Here is a 16,413-nt window from a genome sequence, read left to right on the forward strand (position 1 = left end):
CCCGCTCGTTGGTCGGTAGACCTGCGGTCGGCCGAGCGGCGTCAGGCGCGCGATCGTGAAATCCGGAAGGACCGGCTAATTCTTTGCCGTCTCTTTCTCCTTTGCCTTTGCCTTCGCCTTGCAGGAAATCAAGAACGTAAACGCCCGCGCATTGCGGGCGATTTCGGCGGTCTTCAACTCGGCCTTAGCGTCCGAGATCTGATACGGCACCACGCTGTTGTCGAGGAAATCCCGCAAGGCGCCCGTCTTGATGGCGAAATTGATGTTCTCGGGAATATTGCCCGTGGCCCTCGCGAACTTGATGGCATTCAGTTTCGCCGCGACCACGCCGACCACATCGCCGCTTGATGCCAATAGCGGCCCGCCGCTGTTGCCGGGTTGAACGGCAGCACTGATCTGCAGGAAGCGCGTATCGTTCAGGAGGCCGCTGAGCGAGCTCACGATCCCGGTCGTCACCGTGAAATCGGATGTCAGCAACCCATGAAAGGGATAGCCGATCGCGATCACGCTGTCGCCGGACTGGATCGCCTTGTCGCGGATTTTGGCGACGTCCTTGAACGAGCCCGTCACCTGCAGCAGCGCCAGATCATTGGTCTCGTCGCTCGATACCAGGCGCAATTTGGCGGGCGCCTCGCCGGACAGATTGCCCGAAATGTCGCCGACGCATCCGTGCACGACATGGGCATTGGTCACGAGATGTCCGTTCGTGCTCACCAGGAAGCCGGTGCCGGTCTGGTCGAACAGTCTGTCGGGCTTGGCCGGCGCGGACTCCGCCGTCGCCGCTGCGGCGACTGGCTTGGCGGCGGGCAGGACCGAAAAATCGCCGGCACTGGCCAGTCCCGATTGCCTGATCTTGGCGACGCAATTGGCCAATACCGGCAATAGCTGGCCGGTCTGGTCGAGGTTGAACTGGAAGAGCTGTCCCTGCGTATAGGCGGTCATGGCCTTGGCCCGCCGGAACTGGCTGATGAGCGCGGAATTGTTCGGCATCGGCACGCGAACCAGCTTGTCGGCGATCGGGACGCCATGAACGTTGAACGGTTGCTGACCATCGAATGTCAGGGTCAGCGGAAACGCCTGCCCGGTCGTCAGCCTCCATTGTTCGTGCATGAAGCCGAGGCTCCATCCGCTATTGCCGTCGATCATCACGACAAAATAGACGCCGCTGGCGTATTGGGCGCCTGCCGCACAATGCGAGAACGATCCGGTCTGATCGTTGGTATAGGCCCCGCCCTTCCAGTTGCCGACGCTGATCGAGCCATAGGGCCCACGCGCCTCTGCGTTCGAATTGGCAAAAATCGACCACAACAAAGCTGCAACCGCAGCAACACGGCACGTCATCGGCACTTCCCCACATTCGCAAGGCGAGCATATTTGGCTTTGCAACCAGTGTCCATTTGGACTGGCGCGGGAGACCAAAATTTCCTCTCCGGGGAGCGAGCGTTGGGTTCGCCATCGGCGACAGACACGCTGCAGCCGCAGGCGGCCGAGCTGCACAAGTCCACTTTGTTAAGGTCTTTGCCGGATCATTCGGCACATCATTTCGGTCGGCGTAAGATCGAAGCCGATTCGCCTCCCCGTAACAGGCAACTCAATCTCTCAGCAGGTCAAATGATGGACTTGGCCAACGGTGGCGTTGATTTCAACCAGACGGCTGCGCTGCGTCCGCCCGCCGTGGTGCTGATCCCCGGCCTGGCAATGTCGTTCTACGTCTGGCTCAATCTCTTCACGACCATTCCATATCCGGGCAAGATCGGGCTCGACTACAACACGCTTGGCACCGACTGGATGGTCTTCTACGGCGCGATCCGCTCGGTCCTCGACGGCAATGCGCTGCTGATCTTCGACGGCGATCGCTTCACCGACTTCCTCAACACGACGTTCGCAGGCTGGCTTTCCAAGCCGCTGGAATTCCGGCCATGGGCCTATCCGCCGAGTTTCCTGCTGATCCTGCTGCCGTTCGCGCCACTGGGATTCTTCGGCTCCTATGTGGCGTTTCAGATCGCAACCGGCGCGCTGCTGGCGGTCGCGCTGCGAGCGAGTGCGGGAAACACCCTGCCGTCAGGCTTTCTGCTCCTGGCCGCGCTGATTTGTCCGGCAGCGGCCATCAACGCGATCGACGGTCAGGCGGTCTTTCTGATCGCAGCGCTGATCGTCGGCGGCTTTGGCCTTCTCGAACAGCGTCCCTATCTCGGCGGATTGGTGCTGGGGCTGCTGACGTTCAAGCCCCAATTCTGCATCCTGGTGCCGATCGCGCTCGTCGCGGCCGGGCAGTGGCGCGCGCTCCTGGCTGCAGGTCTGTCCGCGCTGGCCATGATGATCGCGAGCGGATTGATTTTCGGATGGGAACTGTGGCTGCGCTGGATTCCGGTCATCCTTGAAAACCTCGTCAGCCCGAATCCGAAGTGGATCGAGTATGGCCGCATGTGGGGCCACAGTGTCTACACCTGCGCGGTTCTGCTGGGCGCACCGGAGCGGCTGGCGTCGTGGGTTCAATTGCTCGCGACGCTCGGCGCAGCGGCATCCGTCGTCATCGCTTTCCGGTCGCGGTTGGGAACGCGGGAAAAAACGGCGGTCTTTCTGGCTGCGACCGTCCTCGCCGCGCCGCATTCCGGCCCCTATGACGCGACGCTACTGGTGATCGCGACGGCGTTCTGGTTGATGGCGCGGGAGGCTCCGCTGCCGCTGTGGTGCTGGACGCTTGCGTTTATGATCTGGCTGATGCCGATGCTGAGCCCGCCTTTGCTGCTTCCCGTCGGCAGAATCGTCCCACTCTTTCCCGTGCTACTGATCGCGCTTTTGCTCGTCCCGGGGTTTCGACCGCCCCGGCGCGATAGCGGGGCCTTTTTTAGTATCTTCGGCGCGGCCGCACGGGAAACGAGCGGTGCCGGTGCCCGTGGGAACGACTATACCCCCTAGGGCTGCCGCCCATTTTCCCCCGGGCCTGCCGCTCATTTTGATGGATTGCGCCTGGCATCTTGCATACGGTGCGGGCTCGTTGCCCTGCCCGTTTCCGGAATAAAGCCGGAATCAGGGAAGTAAAACGACAATCGCGCCGCCGCCGGCGGACGCCAATTTGCAATACCCGGAGGAGAATGCCGTGAAGTCAAGAGTTGTCCGGTACGCCCTGTTTACAGTTCTGGCGGCGGTATCCGCCGTGGCCGGCCAGGCCCAAGCCCAGTCTTGGCCGGAGAAGCCGATCACCTTCATCGTGCCGTTCGCGGCCGGCGGCGGTACCGATGCCTTTGCCCGCCCGTTGGCGGCCCAGCTCGATGCGCAATTGGGCAAGCGCGTGCTGATCGAAAACCGCGCGGGCGCCGGCGGCACTGTCGGCGCTTCCGCTGCGTCCAAGGCCGCGCCCGACGGCTACACCTTCTTCATGGGCGCGGCGCACCATGCCATCGCCCCCTCGCTCTATCCCAACCTCGACTACAACATCGAAAAGGACTTTATCGCGGTGGCGCTGATTGCGCGGCCGCCGCAGGTGGTGGTCGTCAATCCAGACAAGGTCGCCGCCAAGACGCTGGCCGAGTTCATCGCCTACGCCAAAGCCAATCCGGGCAAATTGAACTATGGCTCCGCAGGCGCCGGCACCACGCATCATCTCGCGGGCGAACTGTTCAAGATTCTGACCAAGACCAACCTTCAGCACGTCCCGTATCGCGGGGCCGGCCCCGCGATGCAGGATCTCATCGCCGGCCACGTGCCTGTTGTGTTCGACGGGCTCGGCTCGTCGGCCGCGCCCATCAGGGCCGGACAGTTGCGGGCACTGGCCGTCGCTGCGCCGAAACGCGTGCCCGCGTTCCCCGACCTTCCGACCGCCGCGGAAGCAGGCTTGGCTGGCTATGAAGTGTCGACCTGGTACGGCCTGTTCGCACCAAAAAACACGCCGCCGGCGATCGTCGAGCAGATGGCCAAGGAGTTGCAGAAGGCCATGCAGACGTCGGCCATCAAGGAAGCCTGGGAGCGCAACGGCTCCGACGTGCCGGATGTCGCCGGTCCTGCGTTCGCGAAAATGGTGTCGTCGGAAGTCGAGCGCTGGCGCAAGGTCGCGACCGAAGCGAACGTGAAGCTGGATTAGCCCGGGCAGCCTCGGCGCGGCATCGTTTCATGACGAATTCGCCGCGCCAGGCTCGCCGGCCAGAGCCTTTTCGGTTCTGATGAAACAGAACCGGGCTCTGGATTCTTGTTTTGACGCGTTTTCTTGACGCGAACCGGTGTCCGCCCACGGATCAAGTGCGAGGGCATGCTTCGCTGGAAAACGCTCTAGTTGCCGCCGCGCACGCCATAGCGCATGAAGTCGTCATCGATTCCGGCCCGTAGCGTCTTTGCTGCGGAAATATCGGCGTCGCCGCCAGCCTTATCGCCGCTCTTGAGCCTGGCAAGCCCGCGGCCATAGAACGCACTCGCCAGCCTGGAATCGAAGCGTAGCGCGGCACTGAAATCGTCGATCGCCGCGGCAGCTTTCCCCATCTTCAAGTGAATCAGTCCGCGCGAGTCATAGGTGGCGGCGTCGTTCGGCCATGACTGAAGCACCTTGTTGCAGTCCTCGAGCGCCGCCTGCAAGGAGCCGAGGATGGCCCGGGTCCAGCAGCGTCCGCTCCACGCGGCTTCCAGATTGGGCTCGAGACGAATTGCCTCGTCGTAATCTCGCGCCGCGCGGTCGTATTCGTGCTTTTTCAGGAAGACCCCGGCCCGGTTGACGAAGGCTCTAGCGTAATTCGGGTTGAGCTTGATCGCTTCGTCCAGAGATTTGAGGGCGAGGTCGTATTCGCCCTTCCTCAAGTAAGCTGCGCCACGGTTGTTGAAGGGCTTTGCATAAGTCGGATCGAGCTTGATCGATTGATCGAAATCCATGAGAGCGCGGTCAATGTCGCCCGCTGCCGTATGGCCATTGCCACGATTGTTATAGGCGATCGCAAGCGCCGTCGTCGTACCCTGACCGGAGTCGATGAGTGCCGTGCAACCATTGATTCGGACTGCAAACGACGTGCGGTCCGACCCGTTGCACAACGCAATGTTCTCGAGATAGTCGCTCCTGGGATTCTGCGCGGCAGCCGGCGACCCGAGCAGCAGCAAGGCAAAAGCAGGCGCTAGGCCCTGAATGACGCGCCTGCTTGCATCAATTTCCATGTCAGGCTCTCCGAGCTTGGCACGGGCGATCGGCGGCCGTCGTCCCGAATTCTTGGACCCCGGCCGACAAGTCTCTCGCACTGCGAACGAGCCTAGCATCCCCGGCAGATATTCAGCTTTGACCTTGGATACGGCTTCTGATCGGATTGCTGTGCCGCAGGCGCTGGCGGCGTTCGGGTCGCGCCGCGCTTGCCTTCCTCGATGAGCGTCGAAAATCTGACTGTCCCATCATCCGAAATTTCGACGCGTGGCGTCGTGCCCCGAACGCCCATGGTCGCGACCGGGGTGTCGACTTTCATATCGCCGGTCTTCGCGACTTTGCCCGCGACAAAGGTGACGGTACCTTTGGTTAAACTGATCAAGGTGGAGTTGGACAGACTATTTGGATCGTACACGAACTCGTTCAATTCCATGCGCGCGTTGTTCGACAGATTGAAGGACGTGCCGTCGGTGAAGTTGATACCAACCCGGCCGTCGGCACCGGTTGCAACGACATCACCCTGATAGACGAGATCACCTACCTTGGCCTGACCGGCTTGACCCGTGGTGCTTGCCTGAATGACCACAGCGCTCGCACGCTCAATTGTGACCAAGCCGGTGGCAACAACGACTTTGCCAATTGGTTTTGACGCGAGTTCCTGAACGGCGGGCCTGGCGACATCGCGTTGCGCGTGAGCTGGCCCGGCAAAAAGCCCGGCGGCCGACAGAAGGAGACCTATCACCAACACGGCAACCGCATGCGTGTACATGATCCCCCCTTCCTGAGAAGATCTTGTTCGAGTGAGCGTTCACGGGCCTTTTGAACCGTCGGTGAAGGCGACATTAGACCCGATGTCGGCAGGAAGGCACCATCTAATACCCGTTCAAAAGGATTACTCCCTTTGAGCCTAAAGCCTAACGGTCATGGGTTGGGGTAGCTTGAAGCGGGAACTCTCGGCGGCTGGCCGACCAGGCTGGCAGCAATGCGATTTGTTGACCTCATGGGCTGGGCGCGGCCAGTCCACGCGAGGTGAGTGGCAGGCGGGGTTCGAACCATGCTCGTCGGGTCTCACGCCGAGACCGGGGATGAACGCAGGGCCGCTTCGGTCCCGCTTCCCCACGTCATCGGCAACGTTCAGAGCGCGGCCGGTCCCGGCACCCACAGGCATGCAACCTGCGTTGCCGCTCAAGCCGCGGTTAGCGATCCGCCAACCCGGGCTCATGCCGGCAGATTCGGCATGCTGTGGCTCACGGCGCTGACCTTTTCGCTTGTGAAGGAGGCTAAGGCCGCCGATCCGAACGTCACGTTCCTGGACGACGGCAATATTACGTACAAGGACCTTGAACATGGCTCATTCGAGCTGGTCACCAAGGAGGTGGTTCCTCGAAGCTTCCTCGTCGACGATCCTGGACAGACCATCATTCTACGCCCGCAAGGGTCCTCGGTCAGCATAACTGAGAGCACGAACTCCGCTGCACGAATGGCCGAATTGCAGGCGGCCCAGCAGGAGGCGCTCGCGACCTACGAGAAGGGGCTGGGGTCGACCGGATCGAGCACACCGCCTCCCCTCGAGCGGCTGCCGGTACAGCCGATCAATTTCATTCAGATTGATGATTCTTCCCCGGCGCAAGATTTGCCTGCCTTGCCCGCGGTGATCCTCGCATCAGCCCCGGAGATGATCATCGGACAGTTGCCGCCTCCGCCGCCGACGCCACCGACGCCACCGACGCTGAATGCGGTGGCCGGACCGACCGAAATCGACACCAGTGTCTTTGACGTCTTCACCGCGACAAGCGGCACTTTCCTTGCCAGCAGTCCCAACGCCGACGCTACACTGACATTCGGCATCAGCGGGGGAACCGCCGGTAGCACCGTCATCGACGGCGTCACATACGATGTATCGAACGCTGGTCCCTACGGTACGCTTTACGTCGACAGCGCGACCGGCGCCTATGCGTTCGTTCCGGACAATGACGCGATCAATGCGCTCACGGAGCCCACGACCACGGACTTCACGATCACCGTTTCCGACGGGACGCTCTCGGCCAATCAAACCTTCACGATTGCCATCAACGGAGCCAACGACGCGGCCATCATCTCCGGCAATTCCAGCGGCACTGTGATCGAGGCCAGCGGCCTCGCCAACACTGCGCCCGGCACGCCGAGTGCCACCGGCACGCTCACCAGCGCCGACGTCGACAATGCGCCCGATACTTTCACCGCGGTTAGCACTCCGACCGCGAGCTCGCGCGGCTTCGGTACCTTCACGATGACGACGGCTGGCGTGTGGGCCTACTCCATCGACCAGAGCAACAGCACGGTGCAGGCGCTCAACGTAGGTGACACGCTCACCGACACCTTCACAGTTACCACCATCGACGGCACCGCGCAGGTGGTCACGGTCACCATCAAAGGCGCCAACGACGCGGCCGTCATTACCGGCGCCACGGCCGGTTCAGTGACCGAGGACAGTGGTGCCAAATGCGATAAGCCTACGGCGACCGGCACTCTCACCGCTAGCGATGTCGACAACGCGCCTGGCTTTGCGGCGGTCAACTGCCCGACGGCCAGCGATGCCGGCTACGGCACCTTCACGATGACGGCGGATGGGGTGTGGACCTACGAGCTCGACGACAGCAACTGCGCGGTGCAGGCGCTGGACGACGGCGACACGCTGACCGACACCTTCACGGTGACGACCATCGATGGCACGGAACAAGTGATAACAATCACGATCCATGGCGCCAGCGATGCGGACCCCAATGATTTCGACTACCTGGCGACAGGGAAGACCGTGATCTGCGATCTGCCCTACGTTTACGGCACCCCTAGGGGCGACAGCATCGCGGGCGGCGGTCATCATGGTCAGATCATCTATGGAGGTGCCGGCAATGACACCATCAACGGTACCGGCAAAGGCGATCTGATCTACGCCGGCTCCGGCGATGATACGGTCAAGGGCAACGACGGGGACGACAGGATCTACGGAGGCTCGGGAAGCGATACGATCAACGCCAACAACGGCTGCGATACCATCATCGGCGGATATGGCGCGGACAAACTCACAGGCGGCAATGGTGAGGATCGTTTCGTTTATTTGTCCGTAGCGGATTCCCGCGCAGGCCGGTTCGACGTTATCACCGATTTCAGATCGGGATCTGACAGGATCGACCTGACGGCTCTCGGAGCCCTTGCCTTTCTGGCGTTGACGTCCACAAGCACAGCCGTACCGGCACATACGATCGCCTGGCTCTACGATAGCGCGACGAATCAGACCATTTTGTACGTCAATCCGACCGATCAGACCCTTGATATCGGCGATTCCACTCTGATGGAAATTCACCTGGAAGGACTTGTAACCATTCAGGCGTCGGATTTCGTCCCCGAGCCGACGGAGGCGCCAGTCGTGATCGCCACCGAGGCTATCAGTCCCGAGCTGGTTGCGGCGGCGGAAACCGACACGGCTGTCACGACGCTCGCCGCCGATGCTTCACTTGACGGGGCCGATGGCCACGGCGCGCAGAACAACATCGAAAGCTGGACGTTGCGAATAGCCGGGAACGGCGACAGCTTCGACTTTTCCCACCTTGACGAATCGCCGACGCAACACACGACAAACTCCAATGACGATGAAGCGATCGCCCCGACAAGCGGACCATCGATCGAACCGCAGCGGGTTCATGTTGCAGCATCAGCGGACCATGGCCCCACGTTGGATCAGGCCGAGGCGATCGATACCAGCGTGCACAGCACGAATTGCGATGACTGGTTCCCACCATCTCACACCGAGTGGTCTTTCAATGCTAAAAGCCACTTCAGCGTCCAGTGGAGCAGCGAAGATCACGGACCGCGGGACGACCACACGAAGGAAGCCTGGCGCACTGACGATGCTCACTTGTGGAAGGGCAACGGACACGGCCACCATCAAAGTCCAGGCAAGCATGATACTGCGTCCAAGTATGGAGCCTCTGACCTCGATCCGCTAACTGCCTATGTAGCATTTGATTCAGCGGCGGCGCACACGCATGGGCATGAGCACTCCTTCCACTTTGAGGACAAGATCTCCGCGCTTCCAGATGTTTCAGACTTGGCCCACTATCCCACCTCGCTCGGTCACCACGAACACACCGCACCAACCAGCGAGCCGCCGGCGGTTTCAGGGCCAGCACAGGCGATTGAAATCACTTCATCGAAGCACCATTCGTCCGGCAATTTGAAGTCTCACTGGTTTGACAATTTCAATAACAATGCGGACCATGCGTGGAGCGGCGCTGGCATCCATGCGCCGCACGATCTGATCGTGTGATGGACGGTGCGCTGTTTTCAACGCAGCCATTCCACGCCGCACAAGGTCGCCTACTTCGCTTCGCTCGCCTTGATTCCTGAGCTTTCAACGAGCTTGGCCACCCGTGTCAGGTCGCTGGCGAACAGGCGCGCGTGCGCCTCGGGTGACAGTTCGTTTTCGGGAAACGGCAGGGTGCCGAGTTGCTTCAGCTTCTCCAGCAGGGGCGGGTCGGCCAGCGCTGCACGAAGCGCCGAATTCAGCGCGCCGATGGTTTCCTTGGGCGTGCCCTTCGCGACGTAGAGCCCATGCCACATCGAGTAGCTGACCTCGGGCATACCGAGCTCGGCGGTGGTCGGCACGTCCTTCAACTGTTCGAGCCGTTGCGGCGAGGTGATGGCGATGCCGTGAAGCGTTCCGGCCTGGATCTGCGGCAACGCGTTGGTGACCTGGTCCCACAAAAGATCGATCTGCCCCGCCAGCAGATCGGAGATCGCCGGCGCCGATCCGCGATAGGCCGCGACCGTCGGCTTGAAGCCGAGCACATTGCCCATCATCACGGCGCACAAATGACTGTTGGTCCCGAGGCCGCCATGCGCGAAGTTCGCCTTGTCGCCCTGCGCCTTGATCCAGTTCACAAAATCCTTCGGCCCTGCGCCGGGGATCGACTTGCGGCCAATCAGAACCATCGGCGCATTGTTGACGAGGCCGACTGCTTCGAACGCCGTTTTCGTATCGTAGCGAAGGTTGGTGAACAGGCTGGGTGCCGCGAGCAGCGCGACGTGATTGATGAGGATCGTGGTGCCGTCAGGTGCCGATCGGGCCACGCGATCATTGGCCAGCGTGCTACCGCCTCCCACCACGTTCTCGATGATCACGGTCTGGCCAAGCGTGCGCGACATCCGCTCGCCGATCAGACGGGCGACGGTGTCGGTGCCGCCGCCGGCCGCAAAGGGCACCACCAGCGTCACCGTCTTGGCGGAGGATTGCGCGTGCGCCTGCGGCGAGAGCGCCGCAACCAGGAGGCCAACGCCTGCAATTGCGCATCTGAAGGGAAAATTGATCAAGACGGCGTCCTCCCAGGTCATTCTTTTGTTGTCATGCCGCGTTGTTGCGGACGTGTGCTCGTTGGCGAAGCCGCGTCGCAGCAAACGGCGTGGCATCGCTGGCCTCAGGATCATGCTGATTGCGCTTCCGCAAATCAAATGGAAAGCGGACGTAGCTCGCCGGCGGATCGGCGTGGTACGATGTCCTCAGGACGCTGATACTATCGGGACGGATATAGATGAGTGAGGCTGCATATGTTGCGGTCGATTGGGGCACGAGCAGTTTTCGGCTTTGGCTCGTCGACCGGACCGGCAGTGTGCTGGGGGAGCGGCGCAGCCACGAGGGCATGATGGTGGCAGGCAAGCATGGCTTCGCAGCCGTGCTGCAATCGCATCTTGAAGCCGTCGGCGCCGCGGATGGGCTGCCCGTTGTCGTCTGCGGCATGGCCGGTGCCCGCCAGGGGTGGGTCGAAGCCGGATACGTCGACACGCCGGCGCAACTCTCATCCATCCTGAAGCAGGCCGTGGCAGTGCCGGGACAGGATCGTGATATCCGGATCCTGCCGGGAATCGCACAACGAGACCCCAAGGCGCCGGATGTCATGCGAGGCGAGGAAACACAATTGCTCGGCACCTTGGGCATGGATGCGGCCGACGACGTGCTCGTCTGTATGCCCGGCACCCATTCGAAATGGGTCAGGGCGAGTGGCGGGACCGTCGAGCGCTTCGCCACGTTCATGACGGGCGAGCTGTTCGACGTCGTCTCGCGCGAAACGATCCTGTCGCACGCGGTGGCCGGCGCCGATGCAGCCGAAGATGTCGACGCATTCAAGTCAGCGGTCGTTGCCGCCTTTGAGGCGCCAGCGTTCGCCGCCAATCGGCTATTCCAGGTGCGATCGGGTCAGCTCCTCTACGGCGGCAAGCCGTCCTCGGCCCGCGAAAGAATATCGGGAACGCTGATCGGACTTGAACTGGCCGCGGGGCTCACGGGCGAAGCACCCAAGGCTGGCATCACGCTGGTGGCGTCAGGGAGGCTCCAGATGCTCTACCAATTGGCGTTTGACACGGTTTCTGTTCCTGTCCGATCAATCGGTGCCGAGGATGCGGTCCGTCGTGGCCTTGCGATGGCCGCTCGCTCGATTTGGAACGTATGAAGGATCAGACGATGAGCGTTGTCCCATTTCCGCCGATGAAGCGTCCGCTGGTCGCGATCCTGCGCGGCGTGAGGCCCGAGGAGGCGGAGGATATCGTCAGCGTGCTGATCGACAGCGGCATGACGGCGATCGAGATTCCGCTCAACTCGCCGGACCCGTTCCGCTCCATCGAGATCGCCGTCAGGAAGGCGCCCGCTGGAATCCTCGTTGGGGCCGGCACGGTCTTGACGTTGGAAGCTGTCGAGCGGCTTCACGACATTGGCGGCCGGCTCCTGGTGACCCCCAATGTCGACGCCGAAATCATCGCCGGAGCCCGGGCGCGCGGCATGGTCACGATGCCCGGCGTCTTTAGCCCAACGGAAGCGCTGCTGGCCGCCAAGGCGGGCGCCTCGAGCCTCAAATTCTTTCCCGCGAGCGTGCTCGGCGCAGCCGGAATTACCGCGATCCGCGCCATGCTTCCCGCAGACCTGATTATCGCCGCCGTCGGCGGCGTCTCCGATAAAAATTTCGCGGATTACACGAAGGCCGGCATTCTGGCGTTCGGCCTCGGCAGCAGCCTCTACAAGCCCGGCATGACGGCGGCGGAAGTGGCTGATCGCGCCAAGGCGACGATCGAGGCGTATGACGCGGCCATTCAGCGGGCGGGGTAGATCAGCGAGAGTCGGACCCGCACGCCTTCGCTTGCTCTCCGTAGTGCCCAGAACCAGACATTCGGCCCCTGCGCGACGCCTAACCAGCAGGGACTTCTGTTCATCTGTGTGTCGCCTTCGGATTGTGCATCGCAATCCTGACCGGATCGCCGCGGCCATTCATCCGCTGGCACCCGGACGGCCGCTAAGCTAACATGGGGATTATTCGAGAGGAGCGGTGGGTCGCACTGGACGGTTTACTCTCACGGGAAGTCCAAGCCGGGCGCCGTCTGGGCATACAGCAATGGCCAACATTTCTGCTCCACAAAAGCCCATGCCACCCCGGAGCTATTTGGCCATCATCCGTAGCATCGACAAGTTCACGGAATTGACCGGGTATCTCTTCGTCCTCTCTATCATTCCCCTGATTTGCGCCAATGTGGTCGAGGTTTTTGCCCGCTACGTCCTGGCGAATCCGACGATCTGGGCCCTCGATGTGACCACGATGTCCTACGCAACCTTGTTCATGCTGGGCTCGGCATTGGCGCTCCTGAAGGGCGCTCACATCCGCACGGATGTACTGTGGGAAGCATTCTCGGATCGCACGAAAGGCATGATCGACAGCCTGGCGTTCCTGCTGTTCTTCCTGCCGACAATGGTCGTGCTGTTCTTCCTCTCGATAGACGATTTCCTGTACTCGCTCTCGATCGACGAACGCGGAAGCTCCGGCGCGTGGACGCCGGTCCTGTGGCCGCTGCGCGGGGTCATTCCGCTGACGGCCTTCATGCTGTTCTTGCAGGGTATCTCGGAGCTGATGAAGAGCCTCTGGGCTTGGCGAACCGGCGCATTCTTGGCCAGGCACGAGAAGATCGAGGTCTGAAGAACCATGACCCCCTCCGAATCTCTCGGACTTGCCATGCTCGTCGGTATGGTCTTCGTCATTTTCATCGGCTTCCCGATTTCCTTCACCCTGCTGTTTCTCGCGCTTGTTTTTGGTGGCGTTGGCCTCGGATGGGAGCAGACGTTCAATCTCGGCTACCTGCAAATCTGGGGCACGATGAAAGACGAGATCTTTCCCGCCGTGCCGCTGTTCATCTTCATGGGTTACATGACCCAACAGGCCGGTCTCATGGAGCGGCTGTTCGTGGCTTTGCGCAGCGTTCTCGCGCCGGTGCGCGGATCGCTCTATTTGGCCGTGATTCTAACGGCGACTATTTTCGCGATGGCGACCGGCATCGTGGGCGCTGCGGTGACCGTGCTCGGCATCATGGCCGGATCGATGATGATCAAAACCGGCTACGACGCGCGGCTGTCAGCGGGTGCAATCGCCGCCGGCGGTACGCTCGGCATTCTGGTCCCTCCGAGCGTAATGCTGGTAGTCATGGGCCCGGTCATGGGCGTGCCCGTCAATCTTCTTTATTCGGCGGCGTTCGGCCCGGGCTTTCTGCTAGCTGGCTGTTATATTGCCTATGCGCTCGGCCGCAGCTTGATCAATCCGAAGCTCGGTCCAGCCATGACAATGGAGGAGCGCACAGCCACCTACGACGCGATGACCACGGAAAAGGTAGGCGCTCCTGTAGTCGGATTGGGCCTCGCGTGCCTGGTCGCATTGGCGTATTTGCTGCTCGATTTGTTGTTGAGCCAAGCGCGTGTGCCGCGTCCGGCGTTTGCGATCGGGCCGTTTAGCCTATCGGCCATCGCTTCGGTGTTAGCGATTCTGACGGCCTACCCCTACTTCCGGAACGCGTACTTCCGCGCCGTCATGCTTGGTATTGCGCCCCTCAGCGCGCTGATCGGATTTACCCTCGGGACCATCGTCGGTGGAGTAGCCACGCCGACCGAGGCAGCCTCGTGCGGGGCTTTCGGCGCCATCCTCCTTGCACTCTTTTACGGCCGGCTCAGCATGCAATCGATCACCAACGCGGCGATCGGCACGATGGTGACCTCGGCCATGGTGCTGTTTCTGGCGGTGGCCTCGACGGTGTTCGGCGCCGTCTTCACCAAGCTAGGGACGGCGAACTTGATTACCAGCTATTTGCTCGCCCTTCCGCTGAGTGACTGGTGGAAGCTGGCGTTGATCATGGTGATCTTTTTCGTCCTCGGCTGGCCATTCGAATGGCCGGTGATCATCCTGGTCTTTCTTCCGATCGTTTTGCCGGTTGTCGAGAAACTTCAGTTCGGTTTGAACAAGCTCGACCTGCTGATCTGGTTTGGCGCACTGACCGCCGTCAATATGCAGACGTCGTACTTGAGCCCACCCGTTGCAATGTCGGCGTACTACCTGCGGAACGTCGTTCCACAATGGAGCTTGGGCGCGATTTACCGGGGCATGTCCGACTATATGGTTATTCAGGTCATAGTCCTGGCGCTGCTGCTGTTGTTCCCGCAAATCGCACTGTGGTTGCCGAGCCTTGTCAGGTAGGCGCGATCGGCAGCCGATTTATATCAAGAAGGGCGGCGCGGCCGCCCTTCTTGATATGTCCCCCCTTCGCCAGAGCATGATCCCGGAAAGTGCGTACCGTTTCTCCCGCGGGACAAACGCGAAGCGTTTGCCCAGAGATCATGCTCGATCAAAAACCTGGAGCGCGATGGCGATTCAAATCTAATCCCATCGCGTTCAAGGCCGCCTTATTCTTTAACGGGCCAATAGTGGTCCGCCTGCAAAGCGTAGGGTGGGAACATGAAGCGCTTGGCGGGCACGACCTTGGCGGCGTAGGCCTTCTGAGATTCGTAGACTTTCTTGAAGAACGGGTTCTTCGCGGCCTCCGCCGTGGCAAACTCATCCCAGACCTTGAGGAAGGCCTGATTGACCTCGGGCGGTGTGGTCAGGAGCTTAACTCCGTGCTTCTCCTTAAACTCTGCGATCGCGTCCGCGTTTTGTCTCTGGAAGCTGGCCCACCAGCGCAGGAACGTCTCCGATGTGGCCGACTTGATGGCTTCCTTGTTCTGATCCGGCAAGCTGTCCCACACGTCCTTGTTGATCGCGATCTCAGCGACAGAGGCGCTCTCGTGCATGCCGGGCGTGTAGTGGTATTTCCAGACCGTATGCAGGCCGAGGCGCTGATCCTCAATTCCGCCGACCCACTCGGCACAATCGATCGTGCCGCGCTCTGCGGCGGGCAGGATCTCACCACCCGGCATGTTGACGACCGCCATACCCATTTTGGCGTAGAGCTGGGAGACGATGCCGGTCTGGCGGCACTTCATTCCCTTGAAGTCCGGCAGGTCCTTGATCGGACGCTTGAACCAGCCGAGCGCCTGCGGGCTCGGCGGAATGCTCGGAAATGCCACCAGATTGAGCTTGAGCTCCTTCTGATAGAACTCGTTCCACAGATCGAGGCCGCCGCCCTCGTAAACCCATCCAATGAAGTCGACGGCATCCATGCCGAAAATGCCCGCCGGTGTATTGGCGAACAGCGTGGCGGTGACGCTCTTGCCATACCACCAGTAGGAGATGCCATAGGCACCGTCGATCACCTTCTTGTGCGTGGCATCCAGGATTTCGAACGGCGGAACGACCGCGCCGCCCGGCAGCGCCTCGATCTTGAGATTGCCGCCGGTCAGCTTGTCCACGCGGTCGGCAAAAAACTTGAGAGCATCGTGCGTGGTGGATGACGGCGGAACCGCCGATTGTATCTTGAGGACCCGAGGCTGTTGAGCGAGCGCTGTGCCCGCGAACGCCAACGTGGCGGAGATTGCTGCGAATAGAGCGACTTTCCTAAGCGAACTCATTTTCATCGGACGTTTCCCTCCCTTTTGCTTTTTCTCCCTTTGGCAGAGTGCGGGGGCGAGCCCGGAGGCTGGCCAGCACACGAATAGCCTACAGCGGTAAGGTGCTGTCAGCCAGTGCGGCCCTCTGGAGTCGTTGGCCGCAGGCCGTTAAGGCAGCCGTCCGGCCACCCTGGTTCGTGATGAGGCTAGACAGCCGCTTGCGGTGGCAAAAAGGGCCCTCCGGGCAGCGGCAAAGCTGTTCGAAAAGATGGGCTGAACAATTTGAGGGCTGGCGGAGAGAATGTCAGTCAATCCCCATTGAAATACAAAGCATTTTTGGCCTCCCGAGACCAAAACCCACCATTTGAGCTACGACCGAAAACCGGGGTTTCGCCATCTCCGATCGTGGCTCATCATCAAGTTCTGGCCAAGCTCTTCAATTTCCGTCGGCGGTCGACGGCAGGGGTTGTTCCTGGGC

12 protein-coding genes are annotated in these 16,413 nt (G+C 61.3%); 7 read left to right on the plus strand and 5 right to left on the minus strand.

What is annotated here, in order from left to right; genetic code table 11:
* Nucleotides 1-75: 75 nt before the first annotated feature.
* Entirely contained in the window at nucleotides 76-1,341 is a 1,266-nt protein-coding gene (locus tag LMTR13_RS36955; RefSeq protein WP_065732033.1) for a S1C family serine protease, read from the minus strand.
* A gap of 270 nt (nucleotides 1,342-1,611) precedes the next feature.
* Between LMTR13_RS36955 and LMTR13_RS36960 the strand changes: the two genes are divergently transcribed.
* Complete coding sequence (locus tag LMTR13_RS36960) at nucleotides 1,612-2,919, plus strand: glycosyltransferase family 87 protein (protein WP_065732034.1); 1,308 nt, start codon at nucleotides 1,612-1,614, stop codon at nucleotides 2,917-2,919.
* A 181-nt stretch (nucleotides 2,920-3,100) separates the two neighbouring features.
* Entirely contained in the window at nucleotides 3,101-4,081 is a 981-nt protein-coding gene (locus LMTR13_RS36965) for a Bug family tripartite tricarboxylate transporter substrate binding protein (RefSeq protein WP_065732035.1), read from the plus strand.
* 185 nt (nucleotides 4,082-4,266) lie between these two features.
* On the opposite strand, the gene LMTR13_RS36970 is transcribed toward LMTR13_RS36965, so the two are convergent.
* Nucleotides 4,267-5,133, minus strand: coding sequence for a tetratricopeptide repeat protein (locus tag LMTR13_RS36970; RefSeq protein WP_065732036.1), 867 nt, complete (start codon nucleotides 5,131-5,133; stop codon nucleotides 4,267-4,269).
* A gap of 92 nt (nucleotides 5,134-5,225) precedes the next feature.
* On the minus strand, nucleotides 5,226-5,882 hold the full coding sequence (locus tag LMTR13_RS36975; RefSeq protein WP_065732037.1) for a FecR family protein: 657 nt from the start codon (nucleotides 5,880-5,882) through the stop codon (nucleotides 5,226-5,228).
* A 468-nt stretch (nucleotides 5,883-6,350) separates the two neighbouring features.
* On the opposite strand from LMTR13_RS36975, the gene LMTR13_RS36980 reads away from it, so the two are divergent.
* Nucleotides 6,351-9,419, plus strand: a complete 3,069-nt coding sequence (locus tag LMTR13_RS36980) for a VCBS domain-containing protein (RefSeq protein WP_065732038.1) — start codon at nucleotides 6,351-6,353, stop codon at nucleotides 9,417-9,419.
* Nucleotides 9,420-9,469: 50 nt separating this feature from the next.
* Here LMTR13_RS36980 and LMTR13_RS36985 read toward each other — a convergent pair whose 3' ends face one another.
* The gene (locus LMTR13_RS36985) at nucleotides 9,470-10,462 is read right to left on the minus strand and encodes a Bug family tripartite tricarboxylate transporter substrate binding protein (RefSeq protein WP_197520974.1); all 993 of its coding nucleotides are present in this window, start codon (nucleotides 10,460-10,462) and stop codon (nucleotides 9,470-9,472) included.
* Nucleotides 10,463-10,680: 218 nt separating this feature from the next.
* Here LMTR13_RS36985 and LMTR13_RS36990 point away from each other — a divergent pair, with 218 nt between their 5' ends.
* The 4 genes from LMTR13_RS36990 (at nucleotide 10,681) to LMTR13_RS37005 (ending at nucleotide 14,646) form a co-directional block, all read left to right on the plus strand.
* Nucleotides 10,681-11,595 (plus strand): 2-dehydro-3-deoxygalactonokinase, encoded by a 915-nt coding sequence (locus tag LMTR13_RS36990; RefSeq protein WP_065732039.1) that lies wholly within the window; start codon nucleotides 10,681-10,683, stop codon nucleotides 11,593-11,595.
* Nucleotides 11,596-11,606: 11 nt separating this feature from the next.
* Nucleotides 11,607-12,245 carry a 2-dehydro-3-deoxy-6-phosphogalactonate aldolase gene (locus tag LMTR13_RS36995; protein ID WP_065733288.1) on the plus strand — a complete coding sequence of 213 codons (639 nt, stop codon included), beginning with the start codon at nucleotides 11,607-11,609 and terminating at the stop codon, nucleotides 12,243-12,245.
* Nucleotides 12,246-12,576: 331 nt separating this feature from the next.
* On the plus strand, nucleotides 12,577-13,104 hold the full coding sequence (locus LMTR13_RS37000; RefSeq protein WP_197520975.1) for a TRAP transporter small permease subunit: 528 nt from the start codon (nucleotides 12,577-12,579) through the stop codon (nucleotides 13,102-13,104).
* A 6-nt stretch (nucleotides 13,105-13,110) separates the two neighbouring features.
* On the plus strand, nucleotides 13,111-14,646 hold the full coding sequence (locus LMTR13_RS37005; RefSeq protein ID WP_083219379.1) for a TRAP transporter large permease: 1,536 nt from the start codon (nucleotides 13,111-13,113) through the stop codon (nucleotides 14,644-14,646).
* 206 nt (nucleotides 14,647-14,852) lie between these two features.
* On the opposite strand, the gene LMTR13_RS37010 is transcribed toward LMTR13_RS37005, so the two are convergent.
* On the minus strand, nucleotides 14,853-15,797 hold the full coding sequence (locus tag LMTR13_RS37010; protein ID WP_236843241.1) for a TRAP transporter substrate-binding protein: 945 nt from the start codon (nucleotides 15,795-15,797) through the stop codon (nucleotides 14,853-14,855).
* Between the last annotated feature and the right edge of the window lie 616 nt (nucleotides 15,798-16,413).

Origin of the sequence: Bradyrhizobium icense, from assembly GCF_001693385.1 — a bacterium.
GTDB classification, from domain to species: domain Bacteria; phylum Pseudomonadota; class Alphaproteobacteria; order Rhizobiales; family Xanthobacteraceae; genus Bradyrhizobium; species Bradyrhizobium icense.

Coding starts and splice junctions, on each gene's coding strand:
- LMTR13_RS36955 (WP_065732033.1), bottom strand. CDS start 1,341: ATGACGTGCCGTGTTGCTGCGGTTGCAGCTTTGTTGTGGTCGATTTTT.
- LMTR13_RS36960 (WP_065732034.1), top strand. CDS start 1,612: ATGATGGACTTGGCCAACGGTGGCGTTGATTTCAACCAGACGGCTGCG.
- LMTR13_RS36970 (WP_065732036.1), bottom strand. CDS start 5,133: ATGGAAATTGATGCAAGCAGGCGCGTCATTCAGGGCCTAGCGCCTGCT.
- LMTR13_RS36975 (WP_065732037.1), bottom strand. CDS start 5,882: ATGTACACGCATGCGGTTGCCGTGTTGGTGATAGGTCTCCTTCTGTCG.
- LMTR13_RS36980 (WP_065732038.1), top strand. CDS start 6,351: ATGCTGTGGCTCACGGCGCTGACCTTTTCGCTTGTGAAGGAGGCTAAG.
- LMTR13_RS36990 (WP_065732039.1), top strand. CDS start 10,681: ATGAGTGAGGCTGCATATGTTGCGGTCGATTGGGGCACGAGCAGTTTT.
- LMTR13_RS36995 (WP_065733288.1), top strand. CDS start 11,607: ATGAGCGTTGTCCCATTTCCGCCGATGAAGCGTCCGCTGGTCGCGATC.
- LMTR13_RS37005 (WP_083219379.1), top strand. CDS start 13,111: ATGACCCCCTCCGAATCTCTCGGACTTGCCATGCTCGTCGGTATGGTC.